Here is a 13,172-nt window from a genome sequence, read left to right on the forward strand (position 1 = left end):
ATTGCGTGACGGTCAGCCGGGAAATCCCGCCGCCGGACGCAGCGCGCCGGTCGCGATGCCGCGCCAATTCGCGATCGGCCCGCCCAGCAGGTCGCGCGCCGCCGGTTCGGCGGCGTCCAGCACGCCCAGATGGGTCAGGATGGCGGTGATCGCGGCCTCGCTGGCGCGGGTCGATCCATCCTCGATCTTCAGCGCGACGCCCAGGCCCTGTTCGGGCAGGATCGCGACGAAGACCGCCTCGGCCCCGGTCTTGACGGCGACGCGGCCGTCCATCGCGCCCATCAGCCGGGTGCAGGACCGGCCCTCGCCCGCGACCATGTCGGGATGGGCGCGCATCGCATCCACCAGCCGCCGCATCGCCCGGCCCCGTGCGTCCGGGCCGGGATTGGCAAAGCGCGCCATGGCGCGGGCCAGCCCCTCGACCGTGCAGGCCCAGTTGGGGGCCGAGCATCCGTCGATGCCGAAGCCGGGGCTGTCCTCTGCCGTGACCTCCTCGAAGGCGCGGCGGACGGCCTGCTGGACGGGATGGTCGGGGCGTTCGTAATCCGGCCCGCCGCCCAGATGGCGGTTCAGGGTCAGAAAGCCCGCATGCTTGCCCGAACAGTTGTTATGCGCCTGGCGCGGGGCCAGATCGGCGCAGGTCAGGCGGCGGTTCTCGACCCGGTCGCGGGGCATGTGGCAGCCGCAGCGCAGATCGTCGTCGGCCAGGCCCAGCCCCGCCAGCCAGCGGTCCACCCCGTCCACATGCGCGGCCCCGCCCGAATGGCTGGCGCAGGCCAGGGCCAGCTGGCGGGCGGTCAGGCCCGCGGCATCTGCCGCGCCACTCTCGATCAGGGGCAGGGCCTGGATCATCTTGCAGGACGACCGGGGATAGATCACCTGGCCCGGATTGCCCCAGGCCTCGACCACGCCATGGGCGTCGCAGATCACGGCATGGCCGCGATGCAGGCTCTCGCGCAGGTCGCCGCGCCACAGTTCGATCATTTCGGCCGGGCGCATGGTCTTTCCCTGACAATTGCGCGATATTGCATCCGCAGCCTTTTCGGGGCCGCGAATTTTGCTATCCTGACGACAGATGGTTGAAAAGACCACAGCAATCGGGAAAAACGCCGCATGAGCCGGCGAAATGAATGGCAGGAGGCCAGAGCATGACCATCACCACGCTGCGCAGCATCGGCGCCAGCCTTGTCCTTATCGCCGGGCTGGGCACGGCGTCTGCGCAGGAATCCAGCAACGTCGTGGCCACCGAGGGCGACTGGACCGTCTTTGCCGCGGACAATCCGCGCGAATGCTGGGCCGTGTCGCCGCCGCGGTCCACCCAGAACACCCGCGACGGCCAGACCGTCGAGGTGGCGCGCGGCGACATCCGCCTCTATGTCGCCTATCGTCCGGGTCAGAACGGCGAGGTCTCCTTCAGCGGCGGCTATCCCTTCGCCCCCGATTCGACGGTCGAGGTCGATGTGGGCGGGCGCACCTTCAACCTGTTCACCGAAGGCGACAGCGCCTGGACCGGCAGCCCCTCGGATGACGAGGCGCTGATCGGCGCGCTGCGGGCCGGGGCCTCGGCCGTGGTGACGGGGCGTTCCTCGCGCGGGACGACCACCAAGGACACGTTCAGCCTGACCGGCATCACCGCCGCCACCAACACCGCCCGGTCGCGCTGCCAATAAGGCCTGCGCCGGGACGACGACATCGGGCGGGCCGGTTGATTTCCGGCCCGCCTTTGCTTATGTGGCTGTCTTTCGCCCCGTTCCGTTCCCGATTCCGGTGATCCCCATGACCGATCAGACCCCGTCTGCAGCGATCCCGTCTGCGCCGATCACGCAGGACGTCATGACCCTGCCGCGCAAGCTGCCCCAGACCGACCGCATCAACCTGGTCGGGCTGACGCGCGACCAGCTGCGCGACGCGCTGATCGCCGCCGGCACGCCGGAACGCCAGGCCAAGATGCGCGTGGGCCAGGTCTGGCAGTGGATCTATCACTGGGGCGTGCGCGATTTCGCGGACATGACGAACCTGGCCAAGGATTACCGCGCCCTGCTGGCCCAGCATTTCACCATCGCCCTGCCCGAACTGGTCACCCGCCAGGTCAGCAGCGACGGCACCCGCAAATACCTGGTCCGCATCGCCGGCGGCCACGAGGTCGAGGTCGTCTACATCCCCGAGGAAGGCCGCGGCACGCTGTGCGTCAGCAGCCAGGTGGGCTGCACGCTGACCTGTTCCTTCTGTCATACGGGCACGCAGAAACTGGTCCGCAACCTGACCGCGGGGGAAATCGTCGGCCAGCTGATGCTGGCGCGCGACGATCTGGGCGAATGGCCCGTCCAAGGCGCGCCCAAGGACGAGACGCGTCTGGTCAGCAATGTCGTGATGATGGGCATGGGCGAGCCGCTCTACAATTTCGAGAATGTCCGCGACGCGATGAAGGTCGTGATGGATGGCGAGGGCCTGTCCCTGTCGCGCCGCCGCATCACCCTGTCGACCAGCGGCGTGGTCCCCGAGATCGCCCGCACCGCCGAGGAGATCGGCTGCCTGCTGGCCGTCAGCTTCCACGCCACCACCGACGAGGTCCGCGACCGGCTGGTGCCGATCAACAAGCGCTGGAACATCGCCACCCTGCTGGACGCGCTGCGCGATTATCCGCGCCTGACCAACAGCGAACGGATCACCTTCGAATACGTGATGCTGGACGGGGTGAACGACACGGATGCGGATGCGCGCCGCCTGGTCAAGCTGATCCAGGGCATCCCGGCCAAGATCAACCTGATCCCCTTCAACGAATGGCCCGGCGCGCCCTATCGCCGATCCTCGCCCGAACGGATCCGGGCCTTCGCGGACATCGTCTACAAGGCGGGCTATGCCAGCCCGATCCGCACCCCGCGCGGCGAGGATATCATGGCCGCCTGCGGCCAGCTGAAATCCGCGACCGAACGCGGCCGCAAATCCGCAGCCCAGATCGCGGCCGAGACCGCCGCCAGCTGACGGCGCGCGCCGCCGGGTCGTCCGGTCAGCGGCGTTTCCCGCCACGACGTCCGTTCAGCGGCGTTTCCCACCGCGGGGCAGGGTCGTGCGGTTGCCGCGCGGCCCGGTCTGGACGGGGGTGTTGGCGCGGTTCTCCTCGGCCAGCTTGCGCCAGCGGTCCAGACGCTCGGCGGGCAGGCGGCCGTCCGCCACGGCGGCCAGCACCGCGCAGCCCGGCTCGTGCTGATGGGTGCAGTCGCGGAACCGGCACTCGGGGGCCAGCTCGGTGATTTCCGCAAACAGCATGTCCAGCCCCGAGGCGACATCGCCCAGATGCAGCGTCCGCATGCCGGGCGTGTCGATGACCCAGCCCCCGCCCGCCACCGGATGCAGCGACCGCGCGGTGGTCGTGTGCCGCCCCTTGGCATCCGATTCGCGGATCGCGCCGGTCGCCTGGCCCGTATCGGCGGTCAGCCCGGCCAAGGTGTTCAGCAGGGTCGATTTCCCCACCCCCGACGATCCGATCAGCGCCAGCGTCCGCCCCGGCCCGCACCACGGGGCCAGCCGGTCCCGCGCCTCGGGGGATTTGGCGTTCAGGGCCACCACCTCCAGATCGCGCTGCAGGTCGCGGGCGCGGGCGATCCAGGGGGCGGGGTCGTCGACTTTGTCGATCTTGGTCAGCAGGATGACGGGCCGGATCCCGGCCTCGTTCGCGACGGCCAGGTAACGCTCCAGCCGGGCCGGATTGAAATCGTCATTGCAGGAGGTGACGATGAACAGCACGTCCACATTGGCCGCGATCAGCTGGCGGATATCCGTGCCCTCGGTCCGGCGGCGCAGCAGGCTGCGGCGGTCCAGCAGGCGCAGGGCCACATGGGTCGCCGGATCGGCCAGGACCCAATCGCCCACCGCGTAATCGGCCGTGGTGGCGTGCAGCGGCAGGTCCAGCCGCTGACGCCCCCGCCCGGTTTCCGCCACCAGGCGCGACCGATGGACCGAGGCCACCCGCATCGGCAGCAGCGCATCCTCGTCATCGCCCCGCTGGTCGGCGAAGAACGCGTCCCAGCCCAGGTCCCGCAGCGCGTCGTGATCCATCGCCGTCCTTTCAGCCCTTGGGGGCGGGCCAGGCCTCGATGATGGCGATGGCCTCGTCCGCGGTCTCGACATAGCGGATCAGGTCCAGATCCGAGGGGCTGATCGTGCCCGCATCGGCCAAGGCCTGCCAGTTGATGATCCCGTCCCAGAATTCCGCCCCGAACAGCAGCACCGGCACCCGCGCCATGCGGCCGGTCTGGATCAGGGTCAGCGCCTCGAACAGCTCGTCCAGCGTGCCGAAGCCGCCGGGAAAGACCGTGATCGCGCGGGCGCGCATCAGGAAATGCATCTTCCTGATCGCGAAATAATGGAAGTTGAAGCACAGTTCCGGCGAGACATAGGGGTTCGGCGCCTGTTCATGCGGCAGCACGATGCCCAGGCCGATGGACCGGCCGCCGGCCTCCTGCGCGCCCAGATTGCCCGCCTCCATGACGCCGGGGCCGCCGCCGGTGCAGATGACCATCTCGGTCCCGCCCTGGGCCAGGCTGCGTTCGGTCATCTTGCGGCCGAAATTGCGCGCCTCGGTGTAATAGCGCGACATCGAGGCCAGGGCCGGGCGGCGCGGATCGCGCTGATTGCCGTCGGGGGCGGGGATGCGCGCGCCGCCGAACATCACCACGGTCGATTCGATCCCGGCCTCGTCCATGATCATCTGCGGCTTCAGCAGCTCCAGCTGCAGGCGGACGGGGCGCAGCTCCTCGCGCAGCAGGAAATCGCGGTCGGTGAAGGCCAGCTTGTAGGCGGGGGCGCGGGTCTGGGGGGTGTCGGGGATGGTCTCGGCCCGGGCGGCGTCCTGGGTGCTATGGGGCAGCGGATGGGCGCGGTCCTCGTCTCTGGTCTGGGTCATCGGTGCCTCGGTTGGGGGCTTGCGCGGATTGCGCCTGCGTTGACGGCTGCTTATAGCCCTGAGGCAACAGTTTCCACCCGGACGCGACAGCAGCAAGAGGCCAAGATGACCCAAGACCTGGAACAAGCCATCGAAACCGCATGGGACGGCCGCGACGGCATCGGCGCCACCACCCGGGGCGAGGTCCGCGACGCCGTCGAGGAGACGCTGCGCCAGCTGGATCAGGGCAGCCTGCGCGTCGCCGAACGGCGCGGTACGGATTGGCATGTGAACCAATGGGCCAAGAAGGCGGTCCTGCTGTCCTTCCGCCTGAACGACATGGAGGAGATGTCGGGCGGCCCGCAGGGCGCGAACTGGTGGGACAAGGTGCCGTCGAAATTCCTGGGCTGGACCGCCGATGACTGGCGGCAGGCGGGGTTCCGCGCGGTGCCGGGCGCGATCGTGCGCCGCTCGGCCTTCATCGGCAAGGGCGCGGTGCTGATGCCGTCCTTCGTGAACCTGGGCGCCCATGTGGGCGAGGGCACGATGGTCGATACCTGGGCCACCGTGGGCTCCTGCGCGCAGATCGGCCGCAACGTCCACCTGTCGGGCGGCGTGGGCATCGGCGGCGTGCTGGAACCGCTGCAGGCGGGGCCGACGATCATCGAGGATGACTGCTTCATCGGCGCGCGCTCCGAGGTGGTCGAGGGCTGCATCGTGCGCGAGGGCTCCGTGCTGGGCATGGGCGTCTATATCGGCCAGTCGACCAAGATCGTCGATCGCGAGACGGGCGAGGTCATGTATGGTGAGGTTCCGGCCGGATCGGTCGTCGTGGCGGGCACGATGCCGTCGAAGAACGGCGTGAACCTCTATTGCGCGGTGATCGTGAAGCGGGTGGACGCGAAGACGCGGTCCAAGACATCGATCAACGAGCTGTTGCGCGACTGATGACCACGATCTTCGTCGATGCGGATGCCTGCCCCGTCAAGGCCGAGGCCGAGCGGGTCGCCATCCGCATGGGCGTTCCGATGGTGCTGGTCTGCAATGGCGGCCTGAGGATGCCCACGCATCCGCTGGTCCGGCTGCAGATCGTGCCCGAAGGCCCGGATGTGGCCGATATCTGGATCGCGGATCATTGCGGGCCGGGCGATGTCGTGGTGACGGGCGACCTGCCGCTGGCGGATCGCTGCATCAAGGCGGGGGCGGCGGTGCTGACCCATGCGGGCGAGGTGCTGGATGCCCGCAATATCGGGCCCCGCCTGGCCACGCGCGACCTGATGGCGGATCTGCGCGCCGCCGATCCGTTCCGCCAGGGTGGCGGCGCGGCCTTCGGCAAGGCGGACCGGGCGCGGTTCCTGCAGGCGCTGGACCGGCTGGTGACGGCCGCGCGGCGCGCGGGCTGACAGGCGAACCCGCAGGGGGGCCGCGGCGTTCGGTCGCGGTCACCCGCCCCCAAGGAGAATGTCCGGCATGTCCGACGCCATGATCATCACCGACCTGCTGGGCCGGGTCCGCCAGATCGCCGATGGCGACCGGGTCAGCGTGGCGGCGATCACCACCGCCTTGGGCCGCGATTCGCTGCCGCCGAACCTGATGATCCCGGCGCTGGCCGTGGTGTCGCCCCTGTCGGGGGTGCCACTGTTCTCCAGCATCTGCGGGCTGCTGATCGCGCTGATCTCGGCGCAGATGCTGATGGGGCGCGATCGGGTCTGGCTGCCGGGCTTCCTGATGCGGCGGCAGGTGTCGGGGGCGCCGCTGCGCAACGCGCTGGACTGGATGCGGCGGCCGGCGGCATTCCTGGACCGGGTGACCGAGGTGCGGCTGACGCCCTTGGTGCGCCGCCCGATGCGATGGGTGACCGAGCTGATCTGCCTGTGCTGCGGGCTGGCCATGCCGTTTCTGGAGCTGGTGCCCTTCACCTCGTCGCTGATGGGGGTGGTGGTCAGCCTGCTGGCCTTCGGGATGCTGGCGCGGGACGGGGCCTTCGCGCTGCTGGGGATCATGGCGATCGGCGGGCTTGTGACGTTGGTCCTGAAGGTCGTGACCTGATCCCGGACCCGGGAGCGCGCGGCCGGGGCATCGAGCCCCGCCCGCGCGCCGCCCCCGCGCCTGTCGGCGCCGGCGCGCGGGCGCCCTATTCCGTGGGCCGGATGCGGGCGGCGGCGCCGCTGGCAAAGGCCGCCAGCCGATCGCGCGCCGCGGCCTGGGTGTTGACCACGCCGGCCACCGCCGATTCCGCATAGGCCGCGTCCAGCGCGCTCATGTTCTGCATATGGCTGATGGCCGAGCAGATGGCGAAATTCGACAGCGGCGGGTTCTGCGCGGCCTGGCGCGCGATGGCCAGCGCCTTGGCGGCCGGGTCGTCGTCGAGATATTGGCACAGGCCCACCGACAGGGCCTCCGGCCCGCGATAGAGCCGGCCCGACAGCATCATGTCGATCATCCGCGCCTTGCCGATCAGGTCGGCCACCCGGATCGTGGCACCCCCGCCGGTGAAGAGGCCGCGCTGACCCTCGGGCAGGCCGAAATAGGTGTCCGGCCCCGCCACGCGGATATGGGCGGCCGAGGCCAGTTCCAGCCCGCCGCCCACGACCGCGCCCTGCAGCACCGCGATGACCGGCACGCCGCCGTATTCCATGCGGTTGAAGGCGTCATGCCAGCGCAGGCAGACCTGCATGAATTCCGCCGCGCTGCGATCCTCGCGGTGATGTTCGACCAGATCGAGCCCCGCGCAGAAATGATCGCCCGCCGCGTCCAGGATGGCCGCGCGCACGCCCGCCCGGGGCAGGGTGGTGAAGATGTCGATCAGCTCCTCGATGGTGGCCAGGTCCAGGGCGTTGCGCTTGGACGGGCGGTTCAGGGTGACGCGGGCGATGCCCTCGTCATCCACCGCCAGCAGGATGTTGGTCAGCCGCAGATCGGCGATGTCGCGCATGTGGTCCTCTCCTCCCTCGATTGCCTCATGGGGATAGCGGCTGGCCGCGCAGGGGTCGAGAGGGGGCGTCAGGCGCCGATCAGCAGGATCAGCGCCGGGATGGTCACGATGCTGGCCGCAGTCGAGATCAGGATCGCGGTCGAGACCCGCTGCTGCGCCAGGCCGAAATGCTGGGCCAGGATATAGACGTTGCCCGCCACGGGCAGGCCCGCCGCCACGACCATCACCCCCGCCGCGACCGGATCGACGCCGAAGCCCCAGGCCGCCAGGCCCACCGCCGCCGGGTGCAGGACCAGTTTCGCCCCCGACAGCCAGGCCGAGGGCGCCAGCCGCGCCAGCCGCCGCCCCGCCAGGCTGGCGCCGATGGCGAAGAGCGCCCCGGGCGTGGCCGCGGCCCCCAGCAGGGCCAGGAAATCGTCCACCGGACCGGGCAGGGGCAGGGACAGCCCGCCCCAGGCCAGGCCTGCGACCATCGCCAGGATCATCGGGTTGGCGGCCACCCCGCGCAGCACCGGCAGCACCGCCGCCAGCCGCAGCCCGCCATGGCGCGCGCCATGCACGATCAGCGTGATCAGCGTCGAAAAGACCAGCATGTCGATGGTCAGCACCATCAGCACCGGCCCGATCGCCGCCGGCCCCAGCAGCACGACCAGCATCGGCACGCCCAGAAAGCCGGTATTGCCGGTCATGGCGGAATGCGCCTCCATCGCGGCCTCGGGCAGGGTCAGGCCGCGGGCGCGGGCGATCCACAGGGCCACGGCCCAGACCGCCGCAGACCCCGCCAGATAGGCCGCGACGAAGCGCGGATCGAAGATCGCGCCCATGTCCAGCCCCGCCGCAAAGCGGAACAGCATCGCCGACAGCGCGAAATAGAACACGAATCGGGTCAGCCAGGCCGCGCCCTCGGGCGGGAACAGCCGCGTCGCGGCGGCCCCCCAGCCCAGCCCGATCAGGGCGAAGAAGGGCAGGGTCTTCAGCAGGATCTCGGTCATGGGCCCCCCGAGGGGGCCGTCAGCCCGATCCGATCAGCACCCCCACGGCCAGCACCAGACCACCGCCCACCACGACTTGCAAGGTCGCCCGCCAGAAGGGCGTCTGCATCCAGCGGTTCTGGATCCAGGCGATGGCCCACAGCTCGATGAAGACGACGATGATCGCGATGGTCGTGGCGGTCCAGAAATCGGCGATCAGATAGGGCAGGGCATGGCCCAGCCCCCCCACCGTGGTCATCACCCCCGATGCGATGCCGCGCTTGATGGGCGATCCGCGCCCCGACACGACCCCGTCATCGGATGCGGCCTCGGTGAAGCCCATGCTGATCCCCGCGCCCAGGCTGGCGGCCAAGCCCACGATGAAGGTGGTCCAGGGATCCTGGGTCGCGAAGGCCACCGCGAAGATCGGCGCCAAGGTGGACACGCTGCCATCCATCAGCCCGGCCAGCCCCGGCTGGACCCAGGTCAGGACGAAATCGCGATGGGCGACGGCATCCTCCTCGGCGCGGGCATCCTCGGGCAGCAGTGTCTCGGACAGCTCATGGGCGCGGTTCTCGTGGCCGCGTTCGGCGGCGGCCAGATCGCCCAGCAGCTTGCGCGTCGCGGCATGGCCGCTGGACTGGGCGGCGCGGGCATAGAAATCGGCCGCGTCGCGTTCCATGCCGGCGGCCTCGGCGCGGATCGCCTCCAGCGACAGGTTCTCGATCATCCAGGCGGGGCGGCGGGTCAGATAGCCCGCCACATGTTCGCGCCGGATGACCGGGATCGCATCGCCCCACCGGGCGCGATAGGCATCCAGCAGCATTCGGCGGTGGCCGTCCTCCTCGGCGCTCATGGCGTCGAAGACGGCGGCGCTGGCGGGATAGTCCTTGCGCAGGAAGGCCGCCCAGTTGCGATAGATGCGGGCATCGTCCTCCTCCGAGGCGATGGCCAGGGCCAGGATCTCGCGTTCGGTCAGCTCGGACAGGCGCTTGCGGTTGGCCAGGAAGGGCATGGTCATGATCGGTCGTGACTATCCTGAAGGGGTGGGCCCGCCATTCCCGGGCCGGGGATCACCCCTGCGGACCGTGAACTCGAACGCGCCGTCACCCAGATCGCGCTGCGCCACCATGACATGACCGGCCCCTTGGCAGAAATGCGGCACATCGACCACCGCCATGGGATCGGTGGCGATCAGGCGCACCTCGATGCCCGGTGCCGCATCCTCCAGCACCTTGCGCAGCCGCAGCACCGGCAGCGGGCATAACAGGCCGCGCGCGTCGATGCGCATCACTGCGCCCCCGCCCGGTCCAGGCACCAGTCGCAAAGGTCCTCCGGTTCGACCCGCTGCGCCAGATCGCCCGCGAAATCGGCGAAGGCCGCGGCCTGCTGGCGGGGGACATAGGTGACGACGGGCTGGCCCTCGGCCACGGCGCGGCCGATCAGGTCGCGAAAGCCGCGGCCCATCGCCTCCTGCCGGCCGAATTTCGGGATGATGACCAAGGCGGCGCCGGGCAGGCGCGGGGCGGTCCGCGCCACCGCCTGTTCCAGCGCGCCCGTGTCCAGCCGGCAGCCCTGCGCCCCCGGCCCGAGCGATTGCGAGATCCGCAGCGGCGGGCCGTCGCAGCCCAGGACCACCATCTCCATGTCGCAGGGGATGTCGGGGCCCAGATCCAGGTTGCGCTGAACCGCGCCCGCCAGCGCCAGGCCGCGCCGCGCCAGCGCGGGTTCCAGCCGGCGGGCCAGATCCTCCAGCAGGCGGTCGGCATGGCCGGGCGCGCAATCGTCGGTCGTGGTGAACCAAGCCAGCATCATGCCCCCTGAACGCCGCTGTCCAGCGCAAATTTCATCAGCCCGTTGATCCCGTCGACGCCCAGCTTGCGTTTCAGCGCCGAGGATGTGTTGGCCGCCGTCTTGTAGCTAACGCCCAGCTGGTCGGCGATGGCCTGCAGCCCGTGGCCCTGCCCGATCAGCGCCAGGACCTGCCTTTCGCGATCCGACAGCGCCCCCAGGGGGTCGTCCGCCGCCCCCGCCCGCAGCGTGGCCAGCGCCATGGCCTGCTTGGGCGACAGGTAGAACTCGCCCGCCTCCAGCATGCGCACGGCGTCGCGGAAATCGGCGGGGGGCGCGTTCTTGGACAGAAAGCCCTGCGCGCCCAGCTGCAGCGCGCGGGCGGCGAAACCGGTCTGGTCGTTCATCGAAAAGACCAGGATGCGGGCCTCGGGGGCGGCCCCGCGCAGCGCCGCGATCGCGTCCAGCCCGCCCAGGCCCGGCAGGCTGATATCCAGCAGGATCAGGCCGGGGCCCGCATCCGCATCCGCATCCCTATTCGCGGCCAGCTGGTCCAGCGCCTCCTCGGCGGACATGGCCTGGCCCACGGGGTCATAGCCCAGGTCGCGCAGCAGGCGGCTGGCCCCCAGATGGGTGATCGGGTGGTCGTCGATGACCAAGGCGCGTTTCGTCACGTCGTCGTCCAGTTCCTGTCTTGGCCCGCAGGGGCGCCGCGGCGGTCATGGCAGCCGGGGCAGCGCCGCCTGCAGCGTGGTGCCGGAGGGCCCGGCATCGACCTGCAACCGCCCGCCCATCAGGGTGATGCGTTCGCGCATCCCGGTCAGGCCGGTCCCCTCGGGGCGGTCGGGGTCGATCCCCTTGCCGTCATCGGCCAGGATCATGCGCCAATGCGCCGGATCGGTCCAGAGCCGGATCCGCACCAGATCCGCATCGGCATGGCGCAGGGCGTTGGTCGTGCCCTCCTGCAGGATGCGGAACAGGGTCAGGGCGGTGGCCTCGTCCGGTTCGGGCAGGCCCGAGGCGATCTCCAGCGCGAATCGGGGCCGGGCAAAGCGGCGTTGCAGGTCGTCGACGTAATCGCCCAGCACCACCGGCAAGGGCAGCTGGCCCACCGCGACCGGGCGCAGGTCGTCCAGTAGGGCGCGGTTCACGCGGGCGATCTGTTCGGCGATGGCGGCGATCTGGTCGGCAGCCTGGGCGGTGGCCGCGTCGGGGGCCTGGGCGCGCAGGGCATCCGCCTCGACCCGCAGGCCGAAAAGGCAGGGCCCCATCTCGTCATGCAGGTCGCGGGCGATGGCCTTTCGTTCCGCATCAGCCCGCGCGACGATCTGCTGCTGCAGGCGCAGGCGGTCGGCGCGGGCCTGTTCCAGGGCCTGGGCCAGCCGGTCGGCATGGGCGGCCAAGGGCGCCAGATCGGGCTGGGGCAGGGGGCCGATGCGCGATTCCAGCTCGCCCCGGGTCATGCCGGACAAACGGTCCTCGATCAGGGCGACGGGGCGCAGGCCTTGGGACAGGGCCAGCGCGATCAGCCCCGCCTGCGCCAAGGCCGCGGCCACCGCCAGCGCCATCAGGTCGCGCATGTCGCGCCAGGCCCGCGCGATGCCCGGCCCCGGATCGCCGGTGATCAGCACATAGCCGCGGGGCCGGCCGTCGATGATGACGGGCAGGCGGGTCTCGGACGGGGCGGGGGCGACCAGCGCGCCGAACCAGCCCGGCGCGCGGGCGCGCGGATCGCCCGGGCCCGGCGGCTGGCGCAGCGTGCCGTCCAGCACGTCCACCACGCCGATCCGGGCATGGCGCGGTTCGGTCAGCCGTTCGGGCAGCAGGGCCATGATCCGGTCGGCGGGCACCGCGCCCTGCATCGTGCCGATCGTGGCCAGCACCAGCGCGCGGGCCGTGTCGGCGCCCATCCGCGTCTCGGCCGCGATGTCGCGGCGCAGGCGGTCCAGGCTGCCCAAGGCCAGCGCCGCGACCAGCAGCATCTGGACCGCCAGGATCACCGTCAGGATGCGGCCGCGCAGCGTCATGGCGGGCAGGATCGCGCGAATGGCGCGCCGGGGCAATGGCCCCTTCCCAAGCCGCGCGCGCCCGATTATGCAGCGCGGATGAGCAGCTATGACGACCTTGCCGCCCGCATCCGGGCCCTGACCGAGGGCGAGACCGACGAGGTCGCGCTGATGGCCACCCTGGCCTGCGAACTGCACCATTCCGACGACCGCTTCGACTGGACCGGATTCTACCGGGTGACCGCGCCCGAGATGCTGAAGATCGGCCCCTATCAGGGCGGCCACGGCTGTCTGGTGATCCCGTTTTCGCGCGGGGTCTGCGGGGCGGCGGCGCGCCTGCGGCAGGTCCAGATCGTGCCCGATGTCGAGGCGTTTCCCGGCCATATCGCCTGTTCCAGCAGCACCCGGTCGGAAATCGTCCTGCCGGTCCTGGGGCGCGGGGGTCGGCTGATCGGGGTGCTGGACATCGACAGCGACCGGCCGGATGCCTTCGATCAGGCCGATGCGGATGCCTTGGCCGCGATCCTGGCGCAGGTCTTTGGCGACCTCTAGACGCATGAGGGGGCTTGCGCCCGGCCGCGCGCGGA

The 13,172-nt window shown here is 70.7% G+C and carries 16 protein-coding genes; 6 read left to right on the forward strand and 10 right to left on the reverse strand.

Annotation, left to right across the window (positions count from 1 at the left end; all coding sequences use genetic code 11):
* Positions 1-12: 12 nt before the first annotated feature.
* Positions 13-999, reverse strand: a complete 987-nt coding sequence (locus tag JHW48_RS00965; protein WP_119885284.1) for an asparaginase — start codon at positions 997-999, stop codon at positions 13-15.
* 149 nt (positions 1,000-1,148) lie between these two features.
* Between JHW48_RS00965 and JHW48_RS00970 the strand changes: the two genes are divergently transcribed.
* Together JHW48_RS00970 and rlmN are read left to right on the forward strand one after the other, a co-directional pair.
* Positions 1,149-1,670: an invasion associated locus B family protein gene (locus JHW48_RS00970; protein ID WP_119885285.1), complete on the forward strand. Its 522-nt coding sequence runs from the start codon at positions 1,149-1,151 to the stop codon at positions 1,668-1,670.
* A gap of 106 nt (positions 1,671-1,776) precedes the next feature.
* Entirely contained in the window at positions 1,777-2,982 is a 1,206-nt protein-coding gene (gene rlmN, locus JHW48_RS00975) for a dual-specificity RNA methyltransferase RlmN (RefSeq protein ID WP_119885286.1), read from the forward strand.
* A 54-nt stretch (positions 2,983-3,036) separates the two neighbouring features.
* Here rlmN and rsgA read toward each other — a convergent pair whose 3' ends face one another.
* Both rsgA and JHW48_RS00985 read right to left on the reverse strand, forming a co-directional pair.
* Positions 3,037-4,056 carry a ribosome small subunit-dependent GTPase A gene (gene rsgA, locus JHW48_RS00980; protein ID WP_119885287.1) on the reverse strand — a complete coding sequence of 340 codons (1,020 nt, stop codon included), beginning with the start codon at positions 4,054-4,056 and terminating at the stop codon, positions 3,037-3,039.
* A gap of 10 nt (positions 4,057-4,066) precedes the next feature.
* A complete protein-coding gene (locus tag JHW48_RS00985; RefSeq protein WP_272835686.1) occupies positions 4,067-4,903 on the reverse strand; it encodes an LOG family protein in 837 nt (278 codons plus the stop codon).
* Positions 4,904-5,008: 105 nt separating this feature from the next.
* Here JHW48_RS00985 and dapD point away from each other — a divergent pair, with 105 nt between their 5' ends.
* The 3 genes from dapD (at position 5,009) to JHW48_RS01000 (ending at position 6,931) form a co-directional block, all read left to right on the forward strand.
* Entirely contained in the window at positions 5,009-5,830 is an 822-nt protein-coding gene (gene dapD, locus JHW48_RS00990) for a 2,3,4,5-tetrahydropyridine-2,6-dicarboxylate N-succinyltransferase (RefSeq protein WP_119886292.1), read from the forward strand.
* Positions 5,830-6,285: a YaiI/YqxD family protein gene (locus JHW48_RS00995; protein ID WP_119886291.1), complete on the forward strand. Its 456-nt coding sequence runs from the start codon at positions 5,830-5,832 to the stop codon at positions 6,283-6,285. Before dapD ends, JHW48_RS00995 begins: the two co-directional genes overlap by 1 nt.
* A 67-nt stretch (positions 6,286-6,352) precedes the next feature.
* Complete coding sequence (locus tag JHW48_RS01000; protein ID WP_119886296.1) at positions 6,353-6,931, forward strand: exopolysaccharide biosynthesis protein; 579 nt, start codon at positions 6,353-6,355, stop codon at positions 6,929-6,931.
* Positions 6,932-7,016: 85 nt separating this feature from the next.
* On the opposite strand, the gene JHW48_RS01005 is transcribed toward JHW48_RS01000, so the two are convergent.
* The 7 genes from JHW48_RS01005 to JHW48_RS01035 all read right to left on the reverse strand — a co-directional run bounded on the left by JHW48_RS01005 (position 7,017) and on the right by JHW48_RS01035 (position 12,606).
* Positions 7,017-7,817, reverse strand: a complete 801-nt coding sequence (locus JHW48_RS01005) for a crotonase/enoyl-CoA hydratase family protein (RefSeq protein WP_119886290.1) — start codon at positions 7,815-7,817, stop codon at positions 7,017-7,019.
* Between the two features lie 68 nt (positions 7,818-7,885).
* The gene (locus tag JHW48_RS01010; RefSeq protein ID WP_119886289.1) at positions 7,886-8,809 is read right to left on the reverse strand and encodes an AEC family transporter; all 924 of its coding nucleotides are present in this window, start codon (positions 8,807-8,809) and stop codon (positions 7,886-7,888) included.
* 19 nt (positions 8,810-8,828) lie between these two features.
* Entirely contained in the window at positions 8,829-9,803 is a 975-nt protein-coding gene (gene mbfA, locus JHW48_RS01015) for an iron exporter MbfA (protein ID WP_119886295.1), read from the reverse strand.
* An 18-nt stretch (positions 9,804-9,821) separates the two neighbouring features.
* On the reverse strand, positions 9,822-10,079 hold the full coding sequence (locus tag JHW48_RS01020) for a sulfurtransferase TusA family protein (RefSeq protein ID WP_119886288.1): 258 nt from the start codon (positions 10,077-10,079) through the stop codon (positions 9,822-9,824).
* Positions 10,079-10,603 carry a DUF2478 domain-containing protein gene (locus JHW48_RS01025; protein WP_240637848.1) on the reverse strand — a complete coding sequence of 175 codons (525 nt, stop codon included), beginning with the start codon at positions 10,601-10,603 and terminating at the stop codon, positions 10,079-10,081. Before JHW48_RS01025 ends, JHW48_RS01020 begins: the two co-directional genes overlap by 1 nt.
* Entirely contained in the window at positions 10,600-11,253 is a 654-nt protein-coding gene (locus JHW48_RS01030; RefSeq protein ID WP_170152295.1) for a response regulator, read from the reverse strand. The genes JHW48_RS01025 and JHW48_RS01030 overlap by 4 nt, the downstream gene beginning before the upstream one ends.
* Positions 11,254-11,298: 45 nt before the next feature.
* Positions 11,299-12,606: a histidine kinase gene (locus JHW48_RS01035; protein ID WP_147388094.1), complete on the reverse strand. Its 1,308-nt coding sequence runs from the start codon at positions 12,604-12,606 to the stop codon at positions 11,299-11,301.
* 78 nt (positions 12,607-12,684) lie between these two features.
* Between JHW48_RS01035 and JHW48_RS01040 the strand changes: the two genes are divergently transcribed.
* Positions 12,685-13,137, forward strand: coding sequence for a GAF domain-containing protein (locus JHW48_RS01040; RefSeq protein WP_119886284.1), 453 nt, complete (start codon positions 12,685-12,687; stop codon positions 13,135-13,137).
* Positions 13,138-13,172: the final 35 nt, after the last annotated feature.

Origin of the sequence: Paracoccus aestuarii (assembly GCF_028553885.1) — a bacterium.
In the GTDB taxonomy this organism is placed as follows: domain Bacteria; phylum Pseudomonadota; class Alphaproteobacteria; order Rhodobacterales; family Rhodobacteraceae; genus Paracoccus; species Paracoccus aestuarii.